Here is a 17,427-nt window from a genome sequence, read left to right as displayed (position 1 = left end):
AGGGTTGTCCTAAGGCCGTACCACCAGCACCGAACATTTCGCATAGCGCACCACATGGCCGGCATTGGAGCCGAGAAAGTAAGTGCGCATCGCCGGGCGGTGCGAGGTCATCACAATGAGATCGGCCTTGATCGCCGAGGCTTCTTCGAGAATCTCGTGATAGATGCCGCCCTGTCGCACCACGCTGGAGACGCGGCTGCTGTCGATGCCGCAATCGCGTGCCACCGCAGCAAGAGCGGCCTGCGCCGATTCTAGTTGCTGAGTATCGAAATCCGCCGGGACATATTCGGCCAGCATCACCGGGGTCATCGGCATTATGTTGAGCAGCCGGACGGTGGCACCGAAGGTTTGCGACAGCGTCGCGGCCTGGGCAATCGCGGGTTTGGCCACATCGGTTTCGGCCAGATCGATCGGGACCAGAATGGATTTGTACATGCGCACCTCCATCGTCGTCCGGAGAAGGATAGCACAAACCGGTTCCGATGGGCGCGGCTTATTCGCCCGCGGCGCCCTTCAGCAGTTTCGGACTGACGAATTGCACGAGTTTTCCATCGCGGAAGGCAACGTCGTTCCAGTCCTCGATGGGAAAGTCGATCACCACGATGCTGCCGGTCGGCAGATTGTCGGCGACGGCTTTCCTGCCTGCGGCATCGCCGCTGCCAATCAGGCTGAGCGCCATTTCATGCAGGCCGGGATTGTGGCCGACCAGCATCAGCTGCTCTGGATCTTCCACGGCTGCGCCGCGGATCACCGCCAGCAATTCGGAGAGGCCGGCGCCATAGAGTTCATCGAGGCTGGCGACTATCGGTTTCGCCGCCGGCATCGCCGCGGCCACGAGGCTCCAGGTCTGCTGCGCGCGTACCGCCGTGGAGACGCAGACCAGATCGGGCAGGGGCGGATTTCTGCTGAGCCAGGCGCCCATGAGAGCCGCATCCAGCCGGCCGCGGTCATCCAGCCTGCGATCGAAATCCTTGCCGCTCGGCGCGTCCGTTTCAGTCTTGGCGTGACGCAGCAGCAGTAAACGGCGCATGGCGCGATCTCGATTCGGCAAGAGGTAGTAGCGAGGCGGGCGGCGCGGTCGCGCCAGACGTCAGGTCTGCGGATTAATGGACATGAACCGTGAGGACAAGGTGACAAGCGCCCCACCTGTCCGTAAGAAAACGTTATGACCGCCCCTTCCGCAAGCGTGACATTTGGACCTGAGGTCGCCGACGCCGACCGCGCGCGGCTGACCTTCAGCCTCGATGTCGATGTCTGCGTGGTCGGGGCCGGGCTCGCCGGGCTCAGTATTGCGCTGGAAGCGGCTCGTCTGGGTGCAAGCGTCGCGGTGCTCGAAGGACGTTATGTCGGCTGGAACGCGTCCGGCAACCAGTTGGGAACCGTGATGCCGGGCTTTGGCCTGCCGCTCGCCGATCTGATTGCGCGTGTTGGCCTGGAGGACGCTCGTGAGTTGTGGGCGCTGTCGAAGCAGGGCGCAGAGTATGTCCGGACCCAGGCATCAGACGACCTGATCCCCGGTCTCGGCCTGTCCGAGGGGGCGCTGGAAGTCTCCAATGTCGATGTCGGCGATCGCCTGATCGCACGCCTGCAGATGCTCGGCGAAGATTTCGATACTGAAGTGGACGGCTGGCAGATCGACCGCGTCCGCGATGTGCTGAAAACGAAACGCTACTTTCACGGCGTGCACTATCCGAAGGCGTTCCAGATCGATGGCCGCAAATATCTGCTGGGTCTCGCAGCGCTGGCAAAACAGGCCGGTGTGCGGATCTTCGAGGACACGCCGGTGGTCAGCATCGATGCCGGCGGCATCCGCAAGCGCATCGTAACGCCGTCAGCGCGGATGCGTGCCACACACATCGTGCTGGCCGGCAACATCCATCTCGGTGCGCCTGCCCAAAAGCTGTCGGACACGCTGTTGCCGATGTGGCGCTATGCAGGCATCACCGAACCGCTTGGTGAGCGTCTCGCCGAGGCGGTGACGTTTCAGGGCTCGGTGAGTGACAGCGACGGCGTCGACCATTTCCGTATTGTCGATGGCGATCGGCTGATGTGGTCGAGCCCGGAAACGACATGGGCCGGGCAGCCGGAGCGCTATGCCGGCGCCATCGCGCGGCGCATTCGCACCGTGTTTCCGGCGCTGGGCAAGGTTGCCGTGGCCGAGACCTTCGGCGGCGCGCTCGGCCAGACCGTGCACGGCATGCCGCAGATCGGGCAACTCCGTCAGGGATTGTGGGTCGCCAGCGGCTTCAGCCATCGGGGCCTGAACACGACGGCCATGGCCGGGCAACTGATCGCCCGTGGCATGTATGCCTATGACGATCGCTTCAAGCTGTTCGCGCCGTTCGAACTGGTCTGGGCTGGTGGCACGACCGGGCGGGCCGTCGGCTACGCGGTCGGGCTATGGGAGCGGCAGGGCTCGGCGCTGGCCGGTACGCTGGCGCGGTATCGCGAACGGGCCCGGGCGCGGGAGCGGATCCGTGAGGCCCGGCTGGCCGAGGCCAATCTGCGCGCGGGAACGCGGGGCCCGCGGCCGGGCTAGGCCGATCCGCCCGGTTTGGGCGCGCAACAAAACGTGAGTAATATTTCGGAACCGGCGTGTAACTTCCGGCTCGTCCGCCCGTATTTCAAGCGAACGAGATGATTGTCTCGATTGTCAGGGAGACCAACCATGATCGACCGCCGCTTTCTTTTGACGACCGCTGCTGGCCTGGGAGGATTGCTGTCGCTGAAATGGCTGACGGCTTCGTCGGCGCGGGCTGCCTCGGACGAGAAGTTCGAAGTCATGAAGACCGATGAGGAATGGCGCAAGCAGCTGACGCCGCAGCAATACGAGATCCTGCGCAAGGAAGGCACCGAGCGGCCGTATTCGAGTCCGCTGAACAAGGAAAAGCGCAAGGGCACCTTCGCCTGCGCCGGCTGCGACAATCCGCTGTTCTCGTCGGAGACCAAGTTCGAGAGCGGTACCGGCTGGCCGAGCTTCTGGCAGCCACTGCAGAATGCCGTGGGCGAGCGCAAGGATTCGACGCTCGGCATGGTCCGCACCGAGATCCATTGCCGTCGCTGCGGTGGCCATCTTGGTCACGTCTTCGATGACGGCCCGAAGCCGACCGGCCTGCGCTACTGCATGGACGGCTTCGCGATGATCTTCAAACCGGCCGCGCCGTCGGCGACCTGAGCAACTACGCAGAACCCGGCGAAATCAGGCGCCGATCCGGCAATTATTTCCCTGCTAGGCAATTGTGCCCCGGTCCATGGACCGGGGTTCTTTTTTTAGTGCGTTGAATTCGTTGAATTTATCCCCTTGGCACGGGGCTTGCGACATCTCCTCCGACAGCGGCTGTGAATTTGGCACCATCCGGCGGGCCGCCCGGATCGAAGTTGGAGACGATGTAATGGGTATCTTCGGCGCTCTCACCACGTCCGTTGCGGGCCTGCGGGCGAACTCCTATGCGCTGGAAAACATTTCCGGCAACATCGCGAACTCGCAGACCACCGCCTTCAAGCGGATCGATACCAGCTTCCTCGACCTCATTCCCGATGCCGGCACATCCGCGCAGGTGGCTGGCAGCGTGACGGCGCAATCGCGCAGCACCAACACCATCGCGGGTTCGGTGCAGTCGTCTTCGGTGGCGACTTACATGGCCATCAACGGCGACGGTTTCTTTGCGGTGCAGAAGCCGGGCAACGTCTCCGACTCCACGCCGATCTTTGACGGTGTCAACAAATACACCCGTCGCGGCGACTTCTCGCTCGACAAGAACGGCTATCTCGTCAACGGCGCAGGCTACTATCTGCAGGGCGTCAAGATCGATCCCTCGACCGGCAACCCGGCCGGCAGTACGCCGGAAGTGCTGCGCTTCCAGAATGACTTCCTGCCGTCGCAGGCCACCACCAAGATCGACTACCGCGCCAACCTCGCCAGCTATCCGCTGACCACCAAGCATCAGACGTCGGTGCCCGGTTCCGAATTGCTGCGATCGGCCGACTTCGTGTCGAACCCGCGCGTGCTGGGCACTGCGGCAACGCCCTTCGGGAATACGGCTGTTCCCGGCAACGCGCGCAACAATTTCGCGACGACGCCGGCGCCGATCTCGGCGAATACCAAACTCGCGCCCGTATCCGGCAGCGATACGCTGCCGGTCGGCTTTGCCAACGGCGATACGCTCGTGCTGAAGACCACCAGTGCCGGTGTCACCACGACCAAGACGCTTTCGTTCTACACGGGCGCCGTTGCTCCTGCGGCTGTACCAGGCACGACCTTTATCCCTATCGATACGGCCACTGTCGGCGACGTGCTCACCGCCATCGACACCGCGACCGGCAATGCGTCGCCGCTATCGAGCGTGTCCGCCACCGGCGTGATCACGTTGAACTCCGGTACGGCGAACGACTTTACGCTGGCGGCAGGTTCGACGACCACGGCGGTCGCCGCATTCCAGGCCCTGGGTTTCACCGGCACCGTTACCGGCCTTCGTTCGGGCGGCGGCACGGCGGGCACCGGCGTCGTGATCGGCAGTGACTCCCAGACCTTCCTCGATGAATCGATCAGCGGTGGCGCCAAGACGGTCTATGATGGCAACGGTGCACCGGTCAGCCTGCAATTCAGGTGGGCGAAGGTCGAGTCCGCCACGCAGGGCGGAACGGATACCTGGAACCTGTTCTACCAGACCGATCCAGCGGCCACGGGTGCAAGCCCTGCCTGGCAGAATGTCGGCACCGACTTCAAGTTCGGCCCGAACGGCCAGATGCAGCCCGTTGTCGGCCAGATCACGCTGACCGGCCTGACCGTCAGCGGCAAGAGCCTTGGCAATGTCACCATGGCGTTCGGCACGGGCGGTCTCACGCAATTCGCCGACACCAACGGCAACGTCCAGGTCAATCAGCTTGAGCAGGACGGTTATGCTGCGGGTCAGCTCCAGAGCGTATCGGTCAGCAACGAAGGACGTGTGGTCGGCAGCTACTCCAACGGCCGCAACATCGATCTTGCCGAAGTCAGCATTGCCACCTTCAACGGCGCCAACTTCCTCAAGCGCATCGATGGCGGCGCGTTCGAGACCACCAACGAATCCGGCGAGGCGCTGTACGGCAAGGGTGGCAGTATTTCCGGCTCGTCGCTGGAGTCGTCGAACACCGACATCGCCGACGAATTCACCAAGCTCATCGTCACCCAGCAGGCCTATTCGGCCAATACCAAGGTGATCACGACCACCAACACCATGGTTCAGGATCTGCTGAACGTGATGCGTTAATCGCAAGGCCGCATCTGCGGCCTTCTTCCCGCGTGAACCTTGAGAGCGACAGTTAGTATGAGTCTGAACGACGCACTCTCCATCGCCATGTCCGGCCTGCGCGCCAATCAGGCCGCGATGTCGCTGGTCTCCTCGAATGTGGCCAATGCGGAAACGCCTGGCTACATTCGTAAATCGACGGATCAGGTCGCAGTCAATTCCGGCAACGGCAGCAGCGTCCGCACCGTCGGCGTCAATCGCGAACTCGATCAGTATATCCAGGCGCAGCTCCGCACCGAAACGTCGGGCGCGGGCTATGCCTCGCTCCGTTCGAGCTTCCTGCAGCAGATGCAGAGCCTCTATGGCGATCCTGGTTCAGTCGGCTCGCTCGAATATTCCTTCAACGCCCTGACGACGGCAGTGCAGGCGCTGTCCACGAGCGCCGACAGTCAGTCGGCGCGGATCGGCGTGCTCAACGCCGCGCAGACACTTGCGCAGCAATTGAATTCGATGACGCAGGGCATTCAGAACCTGCGCAGCTCGGCGGAAAACGGCATCAAGGATTCCGTGACGACCGCCAACACGTTGATGAAGCAGATTGCCAAGATCAACAATCAGTTGACGGCCAATCCGCAAGGCGGAACATCGACGGATTCCAACACCGCCGCGCTGCTCGATCAGCGCGATCAATACGTCACGCAGCTGTCGCAGCTGATGGATATTCGCGTCACCACCAATGGCGCCAATCAGGTCACCATCTTCACCGGTTCCGGTGTGCAGCTGGTGGGCAACGAAGCGGCGACACTGGCGTTTAATGCCCAAGGCACAGTATCGGCCGGCACGACGTGGAGCGCGGATCCCAGCAAGAGCAATCTCGGCTCGGTGGTGATCGAATTTCCGAACGGCGGATCGATCGACCTGACTGCTGCCGGCGCTATCAAGTCGGGCACGATCGCCGCATATACCGAACTTCGCGACAAGACGCTTGTCGAGGCGCAGAACCAGCTCGATCAGTTCGCAGCATCGATCTCGAGCGCGCTCTCGGACAAGACGACGGCGGGAAGCGTGTTCCCGGCACCGACGGTGCCGCCGACGACGCTGCCGCCGGGAACGCCGACCGGCTTCACGCTCGACGTATCGCAAATGAAGCCGGGCAATGTCATTCACTTCACGTATACGGATACGGCGACTAACACGCAGCGCGAAATTTCGTTCATGCGAGTCGATGATCCCAGCGTGCTGCCGCTGCCGAACACGGCAACAACCAATCCGAATGATACCGTCATCGGCCTCGATTTTTCTTCTGGCTTCGGCTCGGTTCTGAATCAGTTGAACGCGGCGCTTGGCGGCCAGGCTACGTTCTCCGGCACGGCTGGCGCGCTCACCGTCGTCAATAATCCCGCATTCGCCAACATCAACGCGGCGTCGGTGACGGTCACGCAAGGTCCCACCGATTTGAGCAACGGGAGCCCGGAGCTGGCGTTGTTCACCGACAACGGTGCCGCCTATAGCGGCGGCATCAGCAAGAACGGTTCGCAGATGGCCGGTCTCGCCGGCCGGCTGACGATCAACAATGCGATCGTCGCCGACCCGTCCAAGCTGGTGGTTTATAGCGGGTCGACGGCAGCAGGCGACACGACGCGGTCGGCCCTCCTGCTCAACCAGTTGAACAATGCCAGTTTCACTTACTCGCCGGCGACGGGAACGGGCAGTGATACGGCACCGTTCAAGGGGACGCTGTCGAGCTATATGCGCCAGTTCGTCGGGCAACAGGGCGCTGCGGCGGATTCCGCCAAGCAACTCGCGGATGGCCAGAACGTCGTTCTCAATACACTCGACAAGAAGATGGCAGACGCGTCCGGCGTGAATATGGATGACGAGATGGCGCATCTGCTGTCGTTGCAGAACGCCTATTCGGCCAATGCGCGCGTGATGTCGACGGTCAACGAATTGTACAAAACCCTGATGCAGGCATTCTGAGGTAATCATGACGATCAGCGGTGTCGGCTCACGCACATCCTATATCGGATCCGGAATTACCAATCTGCGCGATCAGCTCGACGCGCTGACGCAGCAGCTGTCGAGCGGCAAGATTTCCAACACCTATGCAGGGCAGGGCAGCGGTCGCAGTCTCGCGATCGCGCTGCGCGCGCAGATCAGCAATGTTGCGGCCTATGCCGATACTGCCGTCAATCTGAACACGCGCATCGGCGTCGCAAATCTGTCGCTGCAGCGGCTGGTGGCGATCGGATCCGATGTGAAAGGCGCCGCGGTCAGCGCTGGCGGCAATTTCGACAATACCGGTCAGACGCCAGGGCAGAAGACGGCGTCGCTCGGCTTCTTCGATTCCGTCGATATGCTGAATGCGCGGTCGGGCGACCGCTACCTGTTCTCCGGCCGCGCCACCGATACGGCGCCGGTCGCGCCGGCCGATCAGATCATGAATGGCAATGGTGCGCTCGTCGCCGGCCTCAAGCAGGTGATCGCCGAGCGCAAGACGGCTGATCTCGGTGTCAACGCAAACGGGCGCGTTGGCAGCGCAGTCGGAACCCCGGTGACCTCGGTGGTGATTTCCGAAGAAGACGCGACGCCAGCCCCACCGCTGGAAGCTCAGCCCTTCGGTATGAAGGTCACTGGCGTGTCTACCACGATCGCCGGTGCCACCGTCACCCAGCCGGTCGATCTGCCAGCGACCATCCCGCCTGCGCTGCCGGCGACGCCCGTGGCGAAATCGATGTCGGTCGATCTCGGGGCGACCAATCCGAATGTCGGCGATCAGGTGAAGTTCACTTTCACGATGCCGGATGGCACGAAGGAAGACATCGTTCTGACGGCGTCGGACCAGACGCCGCTGCCGGCCAATTCGTTCCTGATCGATCCCGGTCAGCCGAACGCTGTTCCGCCGGTGGCGCCGTCATCGACGGTCACCGCAGCGAATCTCAATGCCGTGCTCGGCACAGCCATGAAGGATCTCGCCAACGGGCCGATGGTGGCGGCATCCGCGATCGAGGCCGGCGACAACTTCTTCGACCAGCCGCCGCTGCGCGTCGGCTCGACGCCGCTCGGCTCTGCGACCACGCTCGTTGCCGGCACGGCCGACAATACCGTGATCTGGTATCAGGGCGAGCAGAACACGGCCGCCAACGGCTCGGCCCGCGGATCGGCGGTCTCCCAGGTCGATACATCGATCAAGGTGCAATATGGCGCGCGCGCCGACGAGCAGGCCCTGCGCGCGCAACTACAGACAGTCGCGGTGTTCGCGGCCGTGGCCGTCGATCCGGCACAACTCAGCAATGCGACCTATGCAAAGAGCGCCAATGCGCAGATCGCGGCGCTGAACCAGCGCGTGGCGCAGAACCTGGCGAATGTCCCCGGTCAGCAGACGATTCAGGACATCCAGGCCGACTTTGCCGGCGCGCAGGCATCGATCAAGTCGACCACGGATCGTCAGGTCCAGACCAAGGCGATGGCCCAGACGATGCTCGACTCCATCGAGGGCATCAATGACGACGAGGTCGCGACCAAAATTCTGGCGCTGCAGACCGCTTTGCAGGCCTCGTATCAGACAACGTCAAATCTTTATCAGATGAGCTTGGTTAAGTTTCTTTAACGGGTAGCTTCGTGTTTACAACTTCACCGGGTTTTGGCCACCTCGCCAAAGTCCGGGAAGCCAACCTCCCAGCTACACAAAAAGCACTGATAACAAATGACAAAGCCCGACTTTCACGAGTTGGGCTTTGTCATTTTCAGGACGCGTGTAGGTAATTAAATACACGCATAAGGAGCATCGAATCCGCGCAGTTCCCTTTACGCAATTTTAGAACCTCAGCGTCATCTTCCCGATACCGACCAAGAAGGTCGTTCGTTGTGTCTACCAGGAAGGTAACCAAACATGTCCGGCATTACACTCTCGGCTTCCGTTCGTCAGAACCTGCTCTCGCTGCAGTCGACCGCGGATCTTCTCTCCACCACCCAGAACCGCCTCGCGACCGGCAATAAGGTCAACTCGGCGCTCGACAATCCCACCAACTTCTTCACCGCGCAGGGCCTGAACAACCGCGCTGGCGACATCAACAACCTGCTCGATGGTATCGGCAACGGCGTGCAGATCCTGCAGGCTGCCAACACCGGCATCACCTCGCTGCAGAAGCTCGTTGACTCCGCCAAGTCGATTGCCAACCAGGCGCTGCAGGCGACCACGGGCTATTCGACGAAGTCTCAGGGCGTCACCGCTGCCGTTACTGGTGCGACCGCCGCCAACCTGCTCGGCCCCACCGGCGCAGCAACGGCGAACACCGTTCAGGGTACCGCTGTTCTCAACGACAACACCGGCACGGCTGTTGCAATCACTGGCGCAACCAAGCTGTCAGGTACAGCTGGCGCCGGCTCGGACAACTTGACGGCAGCGTCGAAGTTTACGACCGCGGATACGATTGTCGTCAACGGCACGACGATCTCCTTCGTCGCTTCCGGCGCGACCGGCAACCAGATCAACATCACCGACGACGTCGATGCACTGTTGGCCAAGATCGACTCGATCACTGGCGGCACCTCTTCGGTCGCCACTGGCCAGATCACCCTCGGCACCGGCACCACGCAGGACCTCGTTGTTTCGGGTTCGGGCTTGGCCAAGCTCGGTTTGGCCGCAGGCACCACCGCGTTGACCCCTGGTACTCCTCCGGCGTTGAGCGGCAAGACTCTGACGATTGGTGCTACTGGTGGCGGCACCGCTACCAACATCACCTTCGGTACCGGTACTGGCCAGGTCAATACGCTTGACCAGTTGAACACCGCCTTGGCGGCGAACAACATGTCGGCGTCTATCAGCACGGATGGCAAGCTTACGTTTACCACGACGAACGATTATGCTTCGTCTACGATTGGTGCGTTCGGTGGTACAGCCGTTGCGGCTGGTGCTGGCCTGTTCGGTGCCTCGATTACCGCCAGTGCTCCAGTGGCCGACGCTAACGCGCAGAACACCCGCGCTGGCTTGGTTGCCCAGTACAACACGGTGATCGATCAGATCAAGACGACCGCGGCCGACTCGTCGTTCAACGGCGTCAACCTGCTCAACGGCGACACCCTTGCCCTGACCTTCAACGAAACCGGCAAGTCCAAGCTGAGCATCGCGGGCGTGACCTTCGATCCGGCTGGCCTCGGTCTGGCGTCGCTGACCAAGGGCACCGACTTCCTCGACAATGCTGCGACCAACAAGCTGCTGACCGGTTTGAACGACGCCAGCTCCAAGCTGCGTTCGCAGGCTTCGGCCTTCGGTTCGAACCTGTCGGTCGTGCAGATGCGTCAGGACTTCTCGAAGCAGATGATCAACGTGCTGCAGACCGGTGCGTCGAGCCTCACGCTCGCCGACACCAACGAGGAAGCCGCCAACAGCCAGGCGCTGTCGACCCGTCAGTCGATCGCCGTCTCCGCGCTGTCGCTGGCCAACCAGTCGCAGCAGGGCGTTCTCCAGCTGCTCCGTTAATTTCGGCGCACTGATCATACGAAAACCAGGCGGCGGGGCAGAAAGCCCCGCCGTTTTTCGTTGTCCGATCGTCGCATGAGGCCCGGAAAGCTCAAGCTTTCCGGGCCTTTGCCGTTTTGGGACAGTTTTACGAAAGCCTTAATCCGCTGTTAACCATATCTTAAATGGTGGTCGGTCATATTCGGCCTGAGTAGGAAGAAGGTAGGCCGAGAATCGGCCGCGTTAATCCGGGCATCGCCGCAAGGCGGACCGAGATTCCTCTTCCAGAAGGGCGTCAAATTCAACCGACAGCATCGCGGCGAGACGGGTCTCGTCAGATGCACCATGCGCTTGCGCGACCTGAAGGTCGACTGCGCGGGGAACAGGAAGGTTTCCATATGTCAGGCATCGTTCTATCGGCTTCGGTTCGCCAGAACCTGCTGTCGTTGCAGTCGACCGCGGACCTCTTGTCCACGACGCAGAACCGTCTTGCGACCGGCAAGAAGGTCAACACCGCGCTCGACAACCCCACGAACTTCTTCACGGCAGCAGGGCTCGACAGCCGCGCCGGCGACATCAACAGCCTGCTCGATGGCATAGGCAACGGCGTGCAGGTGTTGCAGGCGGCCAACACCGGCATCACCTCGCTGCAGAAGCTGGTCGATACCGCGAAATCGATCGCCAACCAGGCGCTGCAGATTCCGGTCGGCTATAACGCCAAGTCGTCGTTCACGACGCCGATCAATCCCGGTGCGACCGCCGACAACCTGTTGGGTACATCCACGAAGACCGACAACACCTATGTCGGCACTGTCGCGAATAACAAGAATGCCGCTGCCATCACCGGCGCCACGGTGCTGTCGGGTCTTGCCGCCACCGACTCGATTGCTACCAGCTTTGCGGCGAACGACACTATCACCGTCAATGGTCAGAGCCTGACCTTCAGAGCTTCGGGCGCGTCGGGCGCCAACGAAATCAACATCACGGACACCGTCGCTACGCTGCTGGGCAAGATCGATGCGCTGTCGGGTGGTGCTGGCTCTGCAGTCAACACGGCAGCGCCCATCGGGGCGATCACGCTGCACACGGGTGCGGCTTCCGATCTGTCGATCACGAGCTCGAACACCGCCGCGCTCGCCGGGCTCGGCCTGGGTACGTCGGTGACCCAGGCGCGGACCTCAGGTCCGACCGCCCTGGGTGGCCCACCGGCGCTGACGCTGACGATTGCGGCGACCAATCCGTCGAGCACCGCGACGAACATCACCTTCGGTACCGCGAGCGGCCAGGTCTCTACCCTGGCGCAGCTCAACGCCGCGCTGGCGCCGAACAACCTGCAAGCCGTCATCGATCCCGCCGGCTTCATGACCATCCAGACGTCCAACGATGCGGCCTCGTCGACCATCGGCGCCATTGGCGGCACAGCCGCGGCCGTCGGCAAGCTGTTCAATGGCCTGGTGCCGAGCACCCCGGTTCAGGACTTCGCGTCGCAGACCTCGCGCGCCAATCTCGTCGCGCAGTACAACAACATCATCGATCAGATCACGACCACGTCGCAGGATGCCTCGTTCAACGGCATCAACCTGCTCGGTGGCGATCAGCTCAAACTGGTGTTCAACGAGACCGGCAAGTCGACGCTCAACATCGCCGGCACGACCCTGACGCCGGCAGGTCTGGGTCTCAGCAAGCTCGCCAAGGGCGCGGACTTCCTCGACAATACCTCGGCGAACAACACGCTGGCAGCGCTCAACATCTCCAGCTCGGTTCTCCGCGCGCAGGCCTCGGCGCTCGGCTCCAACCTGTCGATCGTGCAGATCCGTCAGGAATTCGCCAAGAACCTGATCAACGTGCTGCAGACCGGTTCGTCCAACCTGACGCTGGCCGACACCAACGAGGAAGCTGCGAACAGCCAGGCACTGTCGACCCGGCAGTCGATCGCGGTGTCCGCGCTGGCGCTAGCCAACCAGTCGCAGCAGAGCGTACTCAAGCTGCTCCAGTAAGTCTGGCGGTCGCACCAAGATTATCGAACGGCGGGAGAAATCCCGCCGTTTTTCGTTGGTCGGGGTAGTCAGCGGCGCGTCGCTAGGCATCCTGGCTTTCCCGAGACTGAAGATGCGGCGGCTGAATGCTGGTATTATTCGAATCACAGGCGTATTTTCGGGGTTCCTGGATAGTGCATGCCCGCCCGAAACGTGGCACCAGATACCATTGGCTTTGCATGTGGCCTCACGGCCGCTGCGGGGAAGGAGAGCTGAATGCCTTTGCGAGTCGAACTGAAGCCGGGTGAGCGAATCATCATCGGTCAGAGCGTGATCACCAATTCCGATACGCGCACGGCGTTCCTGATTGATGGCGATGCGCCGATCATGCGTGAAAAGGACATTCTCACGGCAGAGACTGCTACGACACCGGTGAAACGCGTCTATCTCTGCGTACAGATGATGTATCTGGAAAACGATATCCCGGCCTATCAGGAGCTATATCTCGGTTTCATCAAGGAATTGATCGAAGCGGTTCCGAGTTTTCGTGAAACGATCGAGGACGTCAGTAAGCTTATTTTAAGCGGCGCGCTTTACAAAGCACTCAAGGAATTACGTCCGCTAATCAAGCGGGAAGAAGAGTTTTTGAGGTAGCGAATGTCGATCGGTGCTCAAGCATACGCGCGTACTGCGCAGACCACGGCGACACCGAGAGACATCGAAGCCCAAGCCCTTCTGAAAGCAGCGCGCAAGCTTCAGGACGTTGTGGAGAATTGGGAGCATACTGACGCAGGTCTCGACGACGCTCTCCTGTTCAATCGCAAGCTCTGGTCCATCTTCGTCGGCGATGCCATCAATGATCAGAATCCGGAATCGATCGAGATCCGGCAGAATATCGCCAATATCGGCATTTTTGTTCTGACGCAGTGCACCGCGCTTCAGCAGGTCCGCCAGGTCGAACATCTGCAAGCGCTCATCGACATCAACCGCAATATTGCGGCGGGACTGTCCGGTCGCCCGTGAGCGTATCGACACTGTAACTTTAGCTTAATGTTTGGCGCGGCCTAATGGGGCCCGACAGGCGCGGCGATTCGAAGCCGCGTGCGACGAGGCACGATGGCAGACGCACTCAGCATTCTTGCAACGGCTTACAAGACGACCACGCCGGTCACGGCAGGCAAGTATGTGGCGGTGGATGCCGACGCCTACAAAGGCAGTTGGCAGGGCACCTACGCTAATGGAAAGAAGTTCGAGGTCGCGATTTCGCAGGTCGAAGGCTTCCGCGCTCAGGTGAAGTATCAGAGCGAAGGAACGGTGAAGTATCAGCAGGTCCTGATCAAGGACAATTCGTTCCGGGTCGGCGACACCAAGTTCCAAATGACGGCCAACAATAAGGCGACGATCAAGAACGTCGTGACCGATGCCGCCACCGGCAGCACCTATCTCGATACGGCCTTTGCAACGCGCAACGTCTGATCAGCGCATTAGATCCTGCGATCCGTCTCCATACGTCGATTCTGCAGCTTTGCGTCCTGGTTGAGCGTGTCCATGGCGCGCAGATAGGCGCGGGAGCGTAGTCGCGATTCCTCGGGATACTGATCGATCACCTGATTGGACTTCTTGTCCACAGATACGAAGACGATCTCGCCTGCACCCTTGTCGATGATGACTTCCTTGGAGATGCGTTCGCTGTCCATCTGCTGGTAGTTCGCCGCAGAAATGTTCGGCTGCAGTACACGGGGCGCTGCTGACACGGTCTTGTCGGGAGGGAGTTGCGTAGGCACGGCTTCGCGCACCGCTTCTGGTGCGGGTCGTATCACCGGCGTAGCAACCGGCGCCCCCACCGGTTTGATATTGAAGTCGGCACCCATGGCAGCCCTCCTGGCTCCATTCGATAAATCCCGACCCGTTCCCAAACGACATTATGCACCGGACGGCTGAATCCGGTGCTTACTTGCGCGCTGCAATTTAAGTCAAAAGATAGCAATGCCGCGGCGCATCACATGCGCCCGCGGCGGTATGATCGGTTATACGATCAAAGTGACCGACTGACGACAATGGGCGTCATGTTGACCCGGCCCGGCTGAGCCTGCCGACCGGCCGCCGTATAGGTCTGCGGGATATTGCGCTTCTGAACCTCGGCATTGACGCCGCGGACAATGCCTTCCGAAACCGCATGCGCGGTGGCGAGCACGGTCAGATTGACCTGCAGCATCGCACGGAACACGTCATGGTGCTTGCGCAAGGCCGAGAGCAGGTCGGGCGTCGTCTGCGCGAGATATGTCTGGCTGATCTTGAGCAGCGAGATCATCGCAATGTAACGACGCGAAATGTCCGCTTTCGGAGCTTCGAGCTTGATGGCCTCGCGGATATGGCCGTTGCGGACCAGCGTCGTCTCCTGTTCGATGACGGCGAGCAGCTCGTTCATCACCTTCATGAGTTCGTCGGCGAGCTGACGGGCTTCCATCAGCGTTGCGACCGAACGCGGTGCGGCGATCGGGGCGGCTTGCTGGCGTTGCGCATTGTTCATGGCGGTGTCCTCTGCGATCAGCTGGCGCGATTGGCTTGCTGGATGATGAGTGAACGAAAGACTTCGTTGGAGATGCCGACGCCGCCGGCCTTGGCGAAGGACTTCGAATATTCGTCTGTCAGCATCGAGCGCCAGGCACCGGTGCCGGTGGTGTCGCCGAACGGGCCTTCGCCCTTGATGCCTGATGTCATCTGCGAGAACATCGTGTTGATGAACATCGCCTCGAAATCTTCGGACTGCTTGCGCGTCTTGGCCTGAGCTTGCGGCGATACTTTCTGCAGCGCATCGATCAGGTTCTGATCGGGGCGGCCGTTGATGGTCGGGTGCTTGGCCTGATAGGCGGCGACGACGGTGTTGACGTTCATCACATCACCTCGATGTCGGCCTGGATGGCGCCTGCGGCCTTGATGGCCTGCAGGATGCCGATCAGGTCGCGCGGACCGATGCCGAGTCCGTTGAGACCGTCGACGAGCTGCTGCAGCGACACACCGTCTTTCACCAGAGCGAATTTCTTGCCGTCCTCGGTGACGCCGACACGCGTGCTTGGCGTGACGACAGTGCGGCCGTTGGAGAATGCATTGGGCTGGCTGACATTGGCGCTCTCCGAAATCGTCACGGTGAGATTGCCTTGGGCCACGGCGACAGTGGCGACGCGGACGTCGCGGCCCATCACGATGATCCCGGAGCGTTCGTCGATGATGATCTTGGCGGCCAGATCCGGTTCGACCTGCAACTGCTCGATCTCGGTGAGTAGGGCAACAACGTTGCCCTTGAACTCCGGCGGGATCGATAGCTGCACGGTGGAAGGATCGATCGGTTCGGCGGTCTTGGATCCCAGAAAGTCGTTGACGGCGGCGGCAATGCGCTTGGCGGTGGTGAAGTCGGGGTTGCGCAGCGCGAGGCGCACATTGGGCAGGCGGTTCAGCGCGAATTCGATCTCGCGCTCGATAATGGCGCCATTGGCGATGCGGCCAACGGTCGGCACGCCGCGGGTGATGCTGGCGGCAGCGCCTTCGGCGGCAAAGCCATTGATGGCGAGGGAGCCCTGGGCGACGGCGTAGACATTGCCGTCGGCGCCGAGCAGGGGGGTGACCAGCAGGGTGCCGCCGGTCAGGTTCTTGGCATCGCCAAGCGCCGAGACGGTGACGTCCATGCGGGTGCCCTGTGTGCCGAAGGCGGGCAGGTTGCCGGTCACCATGACGGCGGCCACGTTGCCGGTGCGCAGCGTCTGGCCACGAATGTTGACGCCCATGCGTTCCAGCATCGCCTGCAGCGACTGGCGGGTGAACGGGATGTTGTTGAGGGTGTCGCCGGTGCCGTTGAGGCCGACCACGAGGCCGTAACCGATCAGCTGGTTCTGCCGGACGCCTTCGATATTGGCGAGATCCTTGATTCGCGACGTCGCATGTGCCGACACCGCCTGCACGAGCAGCACGAGCAGCACCGCACAGGCCGTCTGACAGAATCGGATCGAAGGTAGGCTCGGCATCCTCTGCTCCCCGCTGAGGTCTTCACTGGACCGCTCGCCACTCCCATGACGACGATCCAGCCTTCACTATGCGAGTGCCGTGCCAGTGGTGTTTCGTTCTTAAGATGCTGATTTATAATAGGAATAATAAAAGCGCGCGGGCTGCATGGCGGCCTGCGCCCCGGCGAATGTGCCGCCCGCGGCAGATTTTGCCGGGCTGTTTACGATTGATTAACCATAAAAGACGACCTTTCCGGATGGAGGTCCGTTTACGCTCGCGATGGTACTGAGCGAACGGCAAGCCGCCGTGGGCCGGGATTGGCCATCACCCTCGCTGGACACGCCGATGCGCATTTACGGACCGAACGGCACTACATTCGGAGCCCCGTCGTCAGGAGCGAAGAAAACCAGTTCGACCGGGTTTTCGTTGCCTGATGCGACACCGACCTCCGAGACCAAACCGACCGTAGCGCCTCGGGCGGCCAACAGCATCGATGCGCTTCTGGCCATGCAGAGCGTCGAAGATCCCATGGAGCGTCGCAAGCGCTCGGTGAAGCGCGGCCGCGGTGCGCTCGATGTCCTCGACGAACTCAAGATCGGCCTGCTCACGGGCTCGATCAATCCGGCCATGGTGGCGCGGTTGCGCAGTGCGGCAGCCAACCTCAAGGAATCATCCGGCGAACCCGGTCTGGACGCCGTGCTCTCCGAGATCGAGCTCCGGGTCGAAGTTGAGCTGGCCAAGGCCGGCCAAGTCTAAGTCGGCG

At 61.6% G+C, this 17,427-nt stretch carries 17 protein-coding genes; 11 read left to right on the top strand and 6 right to left on the bottom strand.

What is annotated here, in order from left to right; genetic code table 11:
• Positions 1-9 precede the first annotated feature (9 nt).
• Both AB7813_RS11170 and AB7813_RS11165 read right to left on the bottom strand, forming a co-directional pair.
• Positions 10-435, bottom strand: coding sequence for a universal stress protein (locus AB7813_RS11170; protein WP_439064498.1), 426 nt, complete (start codon positions 433-435; stop codon positions 10-12).
• 58 nt (positions 436-493) lie between these two features.
• Positions 494-1,030 (bottom strand): SixA phosphatase family protein, encoded by a 537-nt coding sequence (locus AB7813_RS11165; RefSeq protein WP_439064497.1) that lies wholly within the window; start codon positions 1,028-1,030, stop codon positions 494-496.
• Positions 1,031-1,165: 135 nt separating this feature from the next.
• Between AB7813_RS11165 and AB7813_RS11160 the strand changes: the two genes are divergently transcribed.
• The 10 genes from AB7813_RS11160 (at position 1,166) to AB7813_RS11115 (ending at position 14,141) form a co-directional block, all read left to right on the top strand.
• Complete coding sequence (locus AB7813_RS11160; protein WP_439064496.1) at positions 1,166-2,539, top strand: NAD(P)/FAD-dependent oxidoreductase; 1,374 nt, start codon at positions 1,166-1,168, stop codon at positions 2,537-2,539.
• Positions 2,540-2,668: 129 nt separating this feature from the next.
• Complete coding sequence (msrB, locus tag AB7813_RS11155) at positions 2,669-3,175, top strand: peptide-methionine (R)-S-oxide reductase MsrB (RefSeq protein WP_320445018.1); 507 nt, start codon at positions 2,669-2,671, stop codon at positions 3,173-3,175.
• Between the two features lie 217 nt (positions 3,176-3,392).
• A complete protein-coding gene (locus tag AB7813_RS11150; RefSeq protein WP_175366566.1) occupies positions 3,393-5,249 on the top strand; it encodes a flagellar hook-basal body complex protein in 1,857 nt (618 codons plus the stop codon).
• A gap of 57 nt (positions 5,250-5,306) precedes the next feature.
• The gene (gene flgK, locus AB7813_RS11145) at positions 5,307-7,208 is read left to right on the top strand and encodes a flagellar hook-associated protein FlgK (RefSeq protein ID WP_439064495.1); all 1,902 of its coding nucleotides are present in this window, start codon (positions 5,307-5,309) and stop codon (positions 7,206-7,208) included.
• 7 nt (positions 7,209-7,215) lie between these two features.
• On the top strand, positions 7,216-8,838 hold the full coding sequence (locus AB7813_RS11140; protein ID WP_439064494.1) for a flagellar biosynthesis protein FlgL: 1,623 nt from the start codon (positions 7,216-7,218) through the stop codon (positions 8,836-8,838).
• Positions 8,839-9,120: 282 nt separating this feature from the next.
• Positions 9,121-10,710: a flagellin N-terminal helical domain-containing protein gene (locus AB7813_RS11135; protein ID WP_439064493.1), complete on the top strand. Its 1,590-nt coding sequence runs from the start codon at positions 9,121-9,123 to the stop codon at positions 10,708-10,710.
• 377 nt (positions 10,711-11,087) lie between these two features.
• Entirely contained in the window at positions 11,088-12,686 is a 1,599-nt protein-coding gene (locus AB7813_RS11130) for a flagellin N-terminal helical domain-containing protein (protein ID WP_439064492.1), read from the top strand.
• Positions 12,687-12,941: 255 nt separating this feature from the next.
• A complete protein-coding gene (flbT, locus tag AB7813_RS11125) occupies positions 12,942-13,319 on the top strand; it encodes a flagellar biosynthesis repressor FlbT (protein ID WP_089265190.1) in 378 nt (125 codons plus the stop codon).
• 3 nt (positions 13,320-13,322) lie between these two features.
• The gene (gene flaF, locus AB7813_RS11120; RefSeq protein ID WP_439064491.1) at positions 13,323-13,688 is read left to right on the top strand and encodes a flagellar biosynthesis regulator FlaF; all 366 of its coding nucleotides are present in this window, start codon (positions 13,323-13,325) and stop codon (positions 13,686-13,688) included.
• A gap of 93 nt (positions 13,689-13,781) precedes the next feature.
• Positions 13,782-14,141 (top strand): hypothetical protein, encoded by a 360-nt coding sequence (locus tag AB7813_RS11115; protein WP_068735624.1) that lies wholly within the window; start codon positions 13,782-13,784, stop codon positions 14,139-14,141.
• An 8-nt stretch (positions 14,142-14,149) separates the two neighbouring features.
• On the opposite strand, the gene AB7813_RS11110 is transcribed toward AB7813_RS11115, so the two are convergent.
• The 4 genes from AB7813_RS11110 to AB7813_RS11095 form a co-directional block, all read right to left on the bottom strand.
• The gene (locus tag AB7813_RS11110; protein WP_175366561.1) at positions 14,150-14,536 is read right to left on the bottom strand and encodes a hypothetical protein; all 387 of its coding nucleotides are present in this window, start codon (positions 14,534-14,536) and stop codon (positions 14,150-14,152) included.
• Between the two features lie 164 nt (positions 14,537-14,700).
• Positions 14,701-15,195: a hypothetical protein gene (locus AB7813_RS11105; RefSeq protein WP_175366560.1), complete on the bottom strand. Its 495-nt coding sequence runs from the start codon at positions 15,193-15,195 to the stop codon at positions 14,701-14,703.
• A 17-nt stretch (positions 15,196-15,212) separates the two neighbouring features.
• Positions 15,213-15,560, bottom strand: a complete 348-nt coding sequence (flgJ, locus tag AB7813_RS11100) for a flagellar assembly peptidoglycan hydrolase FlgJ (RefSeq protein ID WP_439064490.1) — start codon at positions 15,558-15,560, stop codon at positions 15,213-15,215.
• Positions 15,560-16,684 (bottom strand): flagellar basal body P-ring protein FlgI, encoded by a 1,125-nt coding sequence (locus AB7813_RS11095; protein ID WP_089265184.1) that lies wholly within the window; start codon positions 16,682-16,684, stop codon positions 15,560-15,562. The genes flgJ and AB7813_RS11095 overlap by 1 nt, the downstream gene beginning before the upstream one ends.
• Before the next feature lie 325 nt (positions 16,685-17,009).
• Here AB7813_RS11095 and AB7813_RS11090 point away from each other — a divergent pair, with 325 nt between their 5' ends.
• Positions 17,010-17,420 carry a flagellar assembly protein FliX gene (locus tag AB7813_RS11090; RefSeq protein ID WP_089265694.1) on the top strand — a complete coding sequence of 137 codons (411 nt, stop codon included), beginning with the start codon at positions 17,010-17,012 and terminating at the stop codon, positions 17,418-17,420.
• Positions 17,421-17,427 lie beyond the last annotated feature (7 nt).

The organism is Tardiphaga sp. 20_F10_N6_6 (assembly GCF_052076045.1).
GTDB classification, from domain to species: domain Bacteria; phylum Pseudomonadota; class Alphaproteobacteria; order Rhizobiales; family Xanthobacteraceae; genus Tardiphaga; species Tardiphaga robiniae.
The sequence above is the reverse complement of the archived record's forward strand: the minus strand, read 5'-3'. Positions and strand labels throughout refer to the sequence as shown.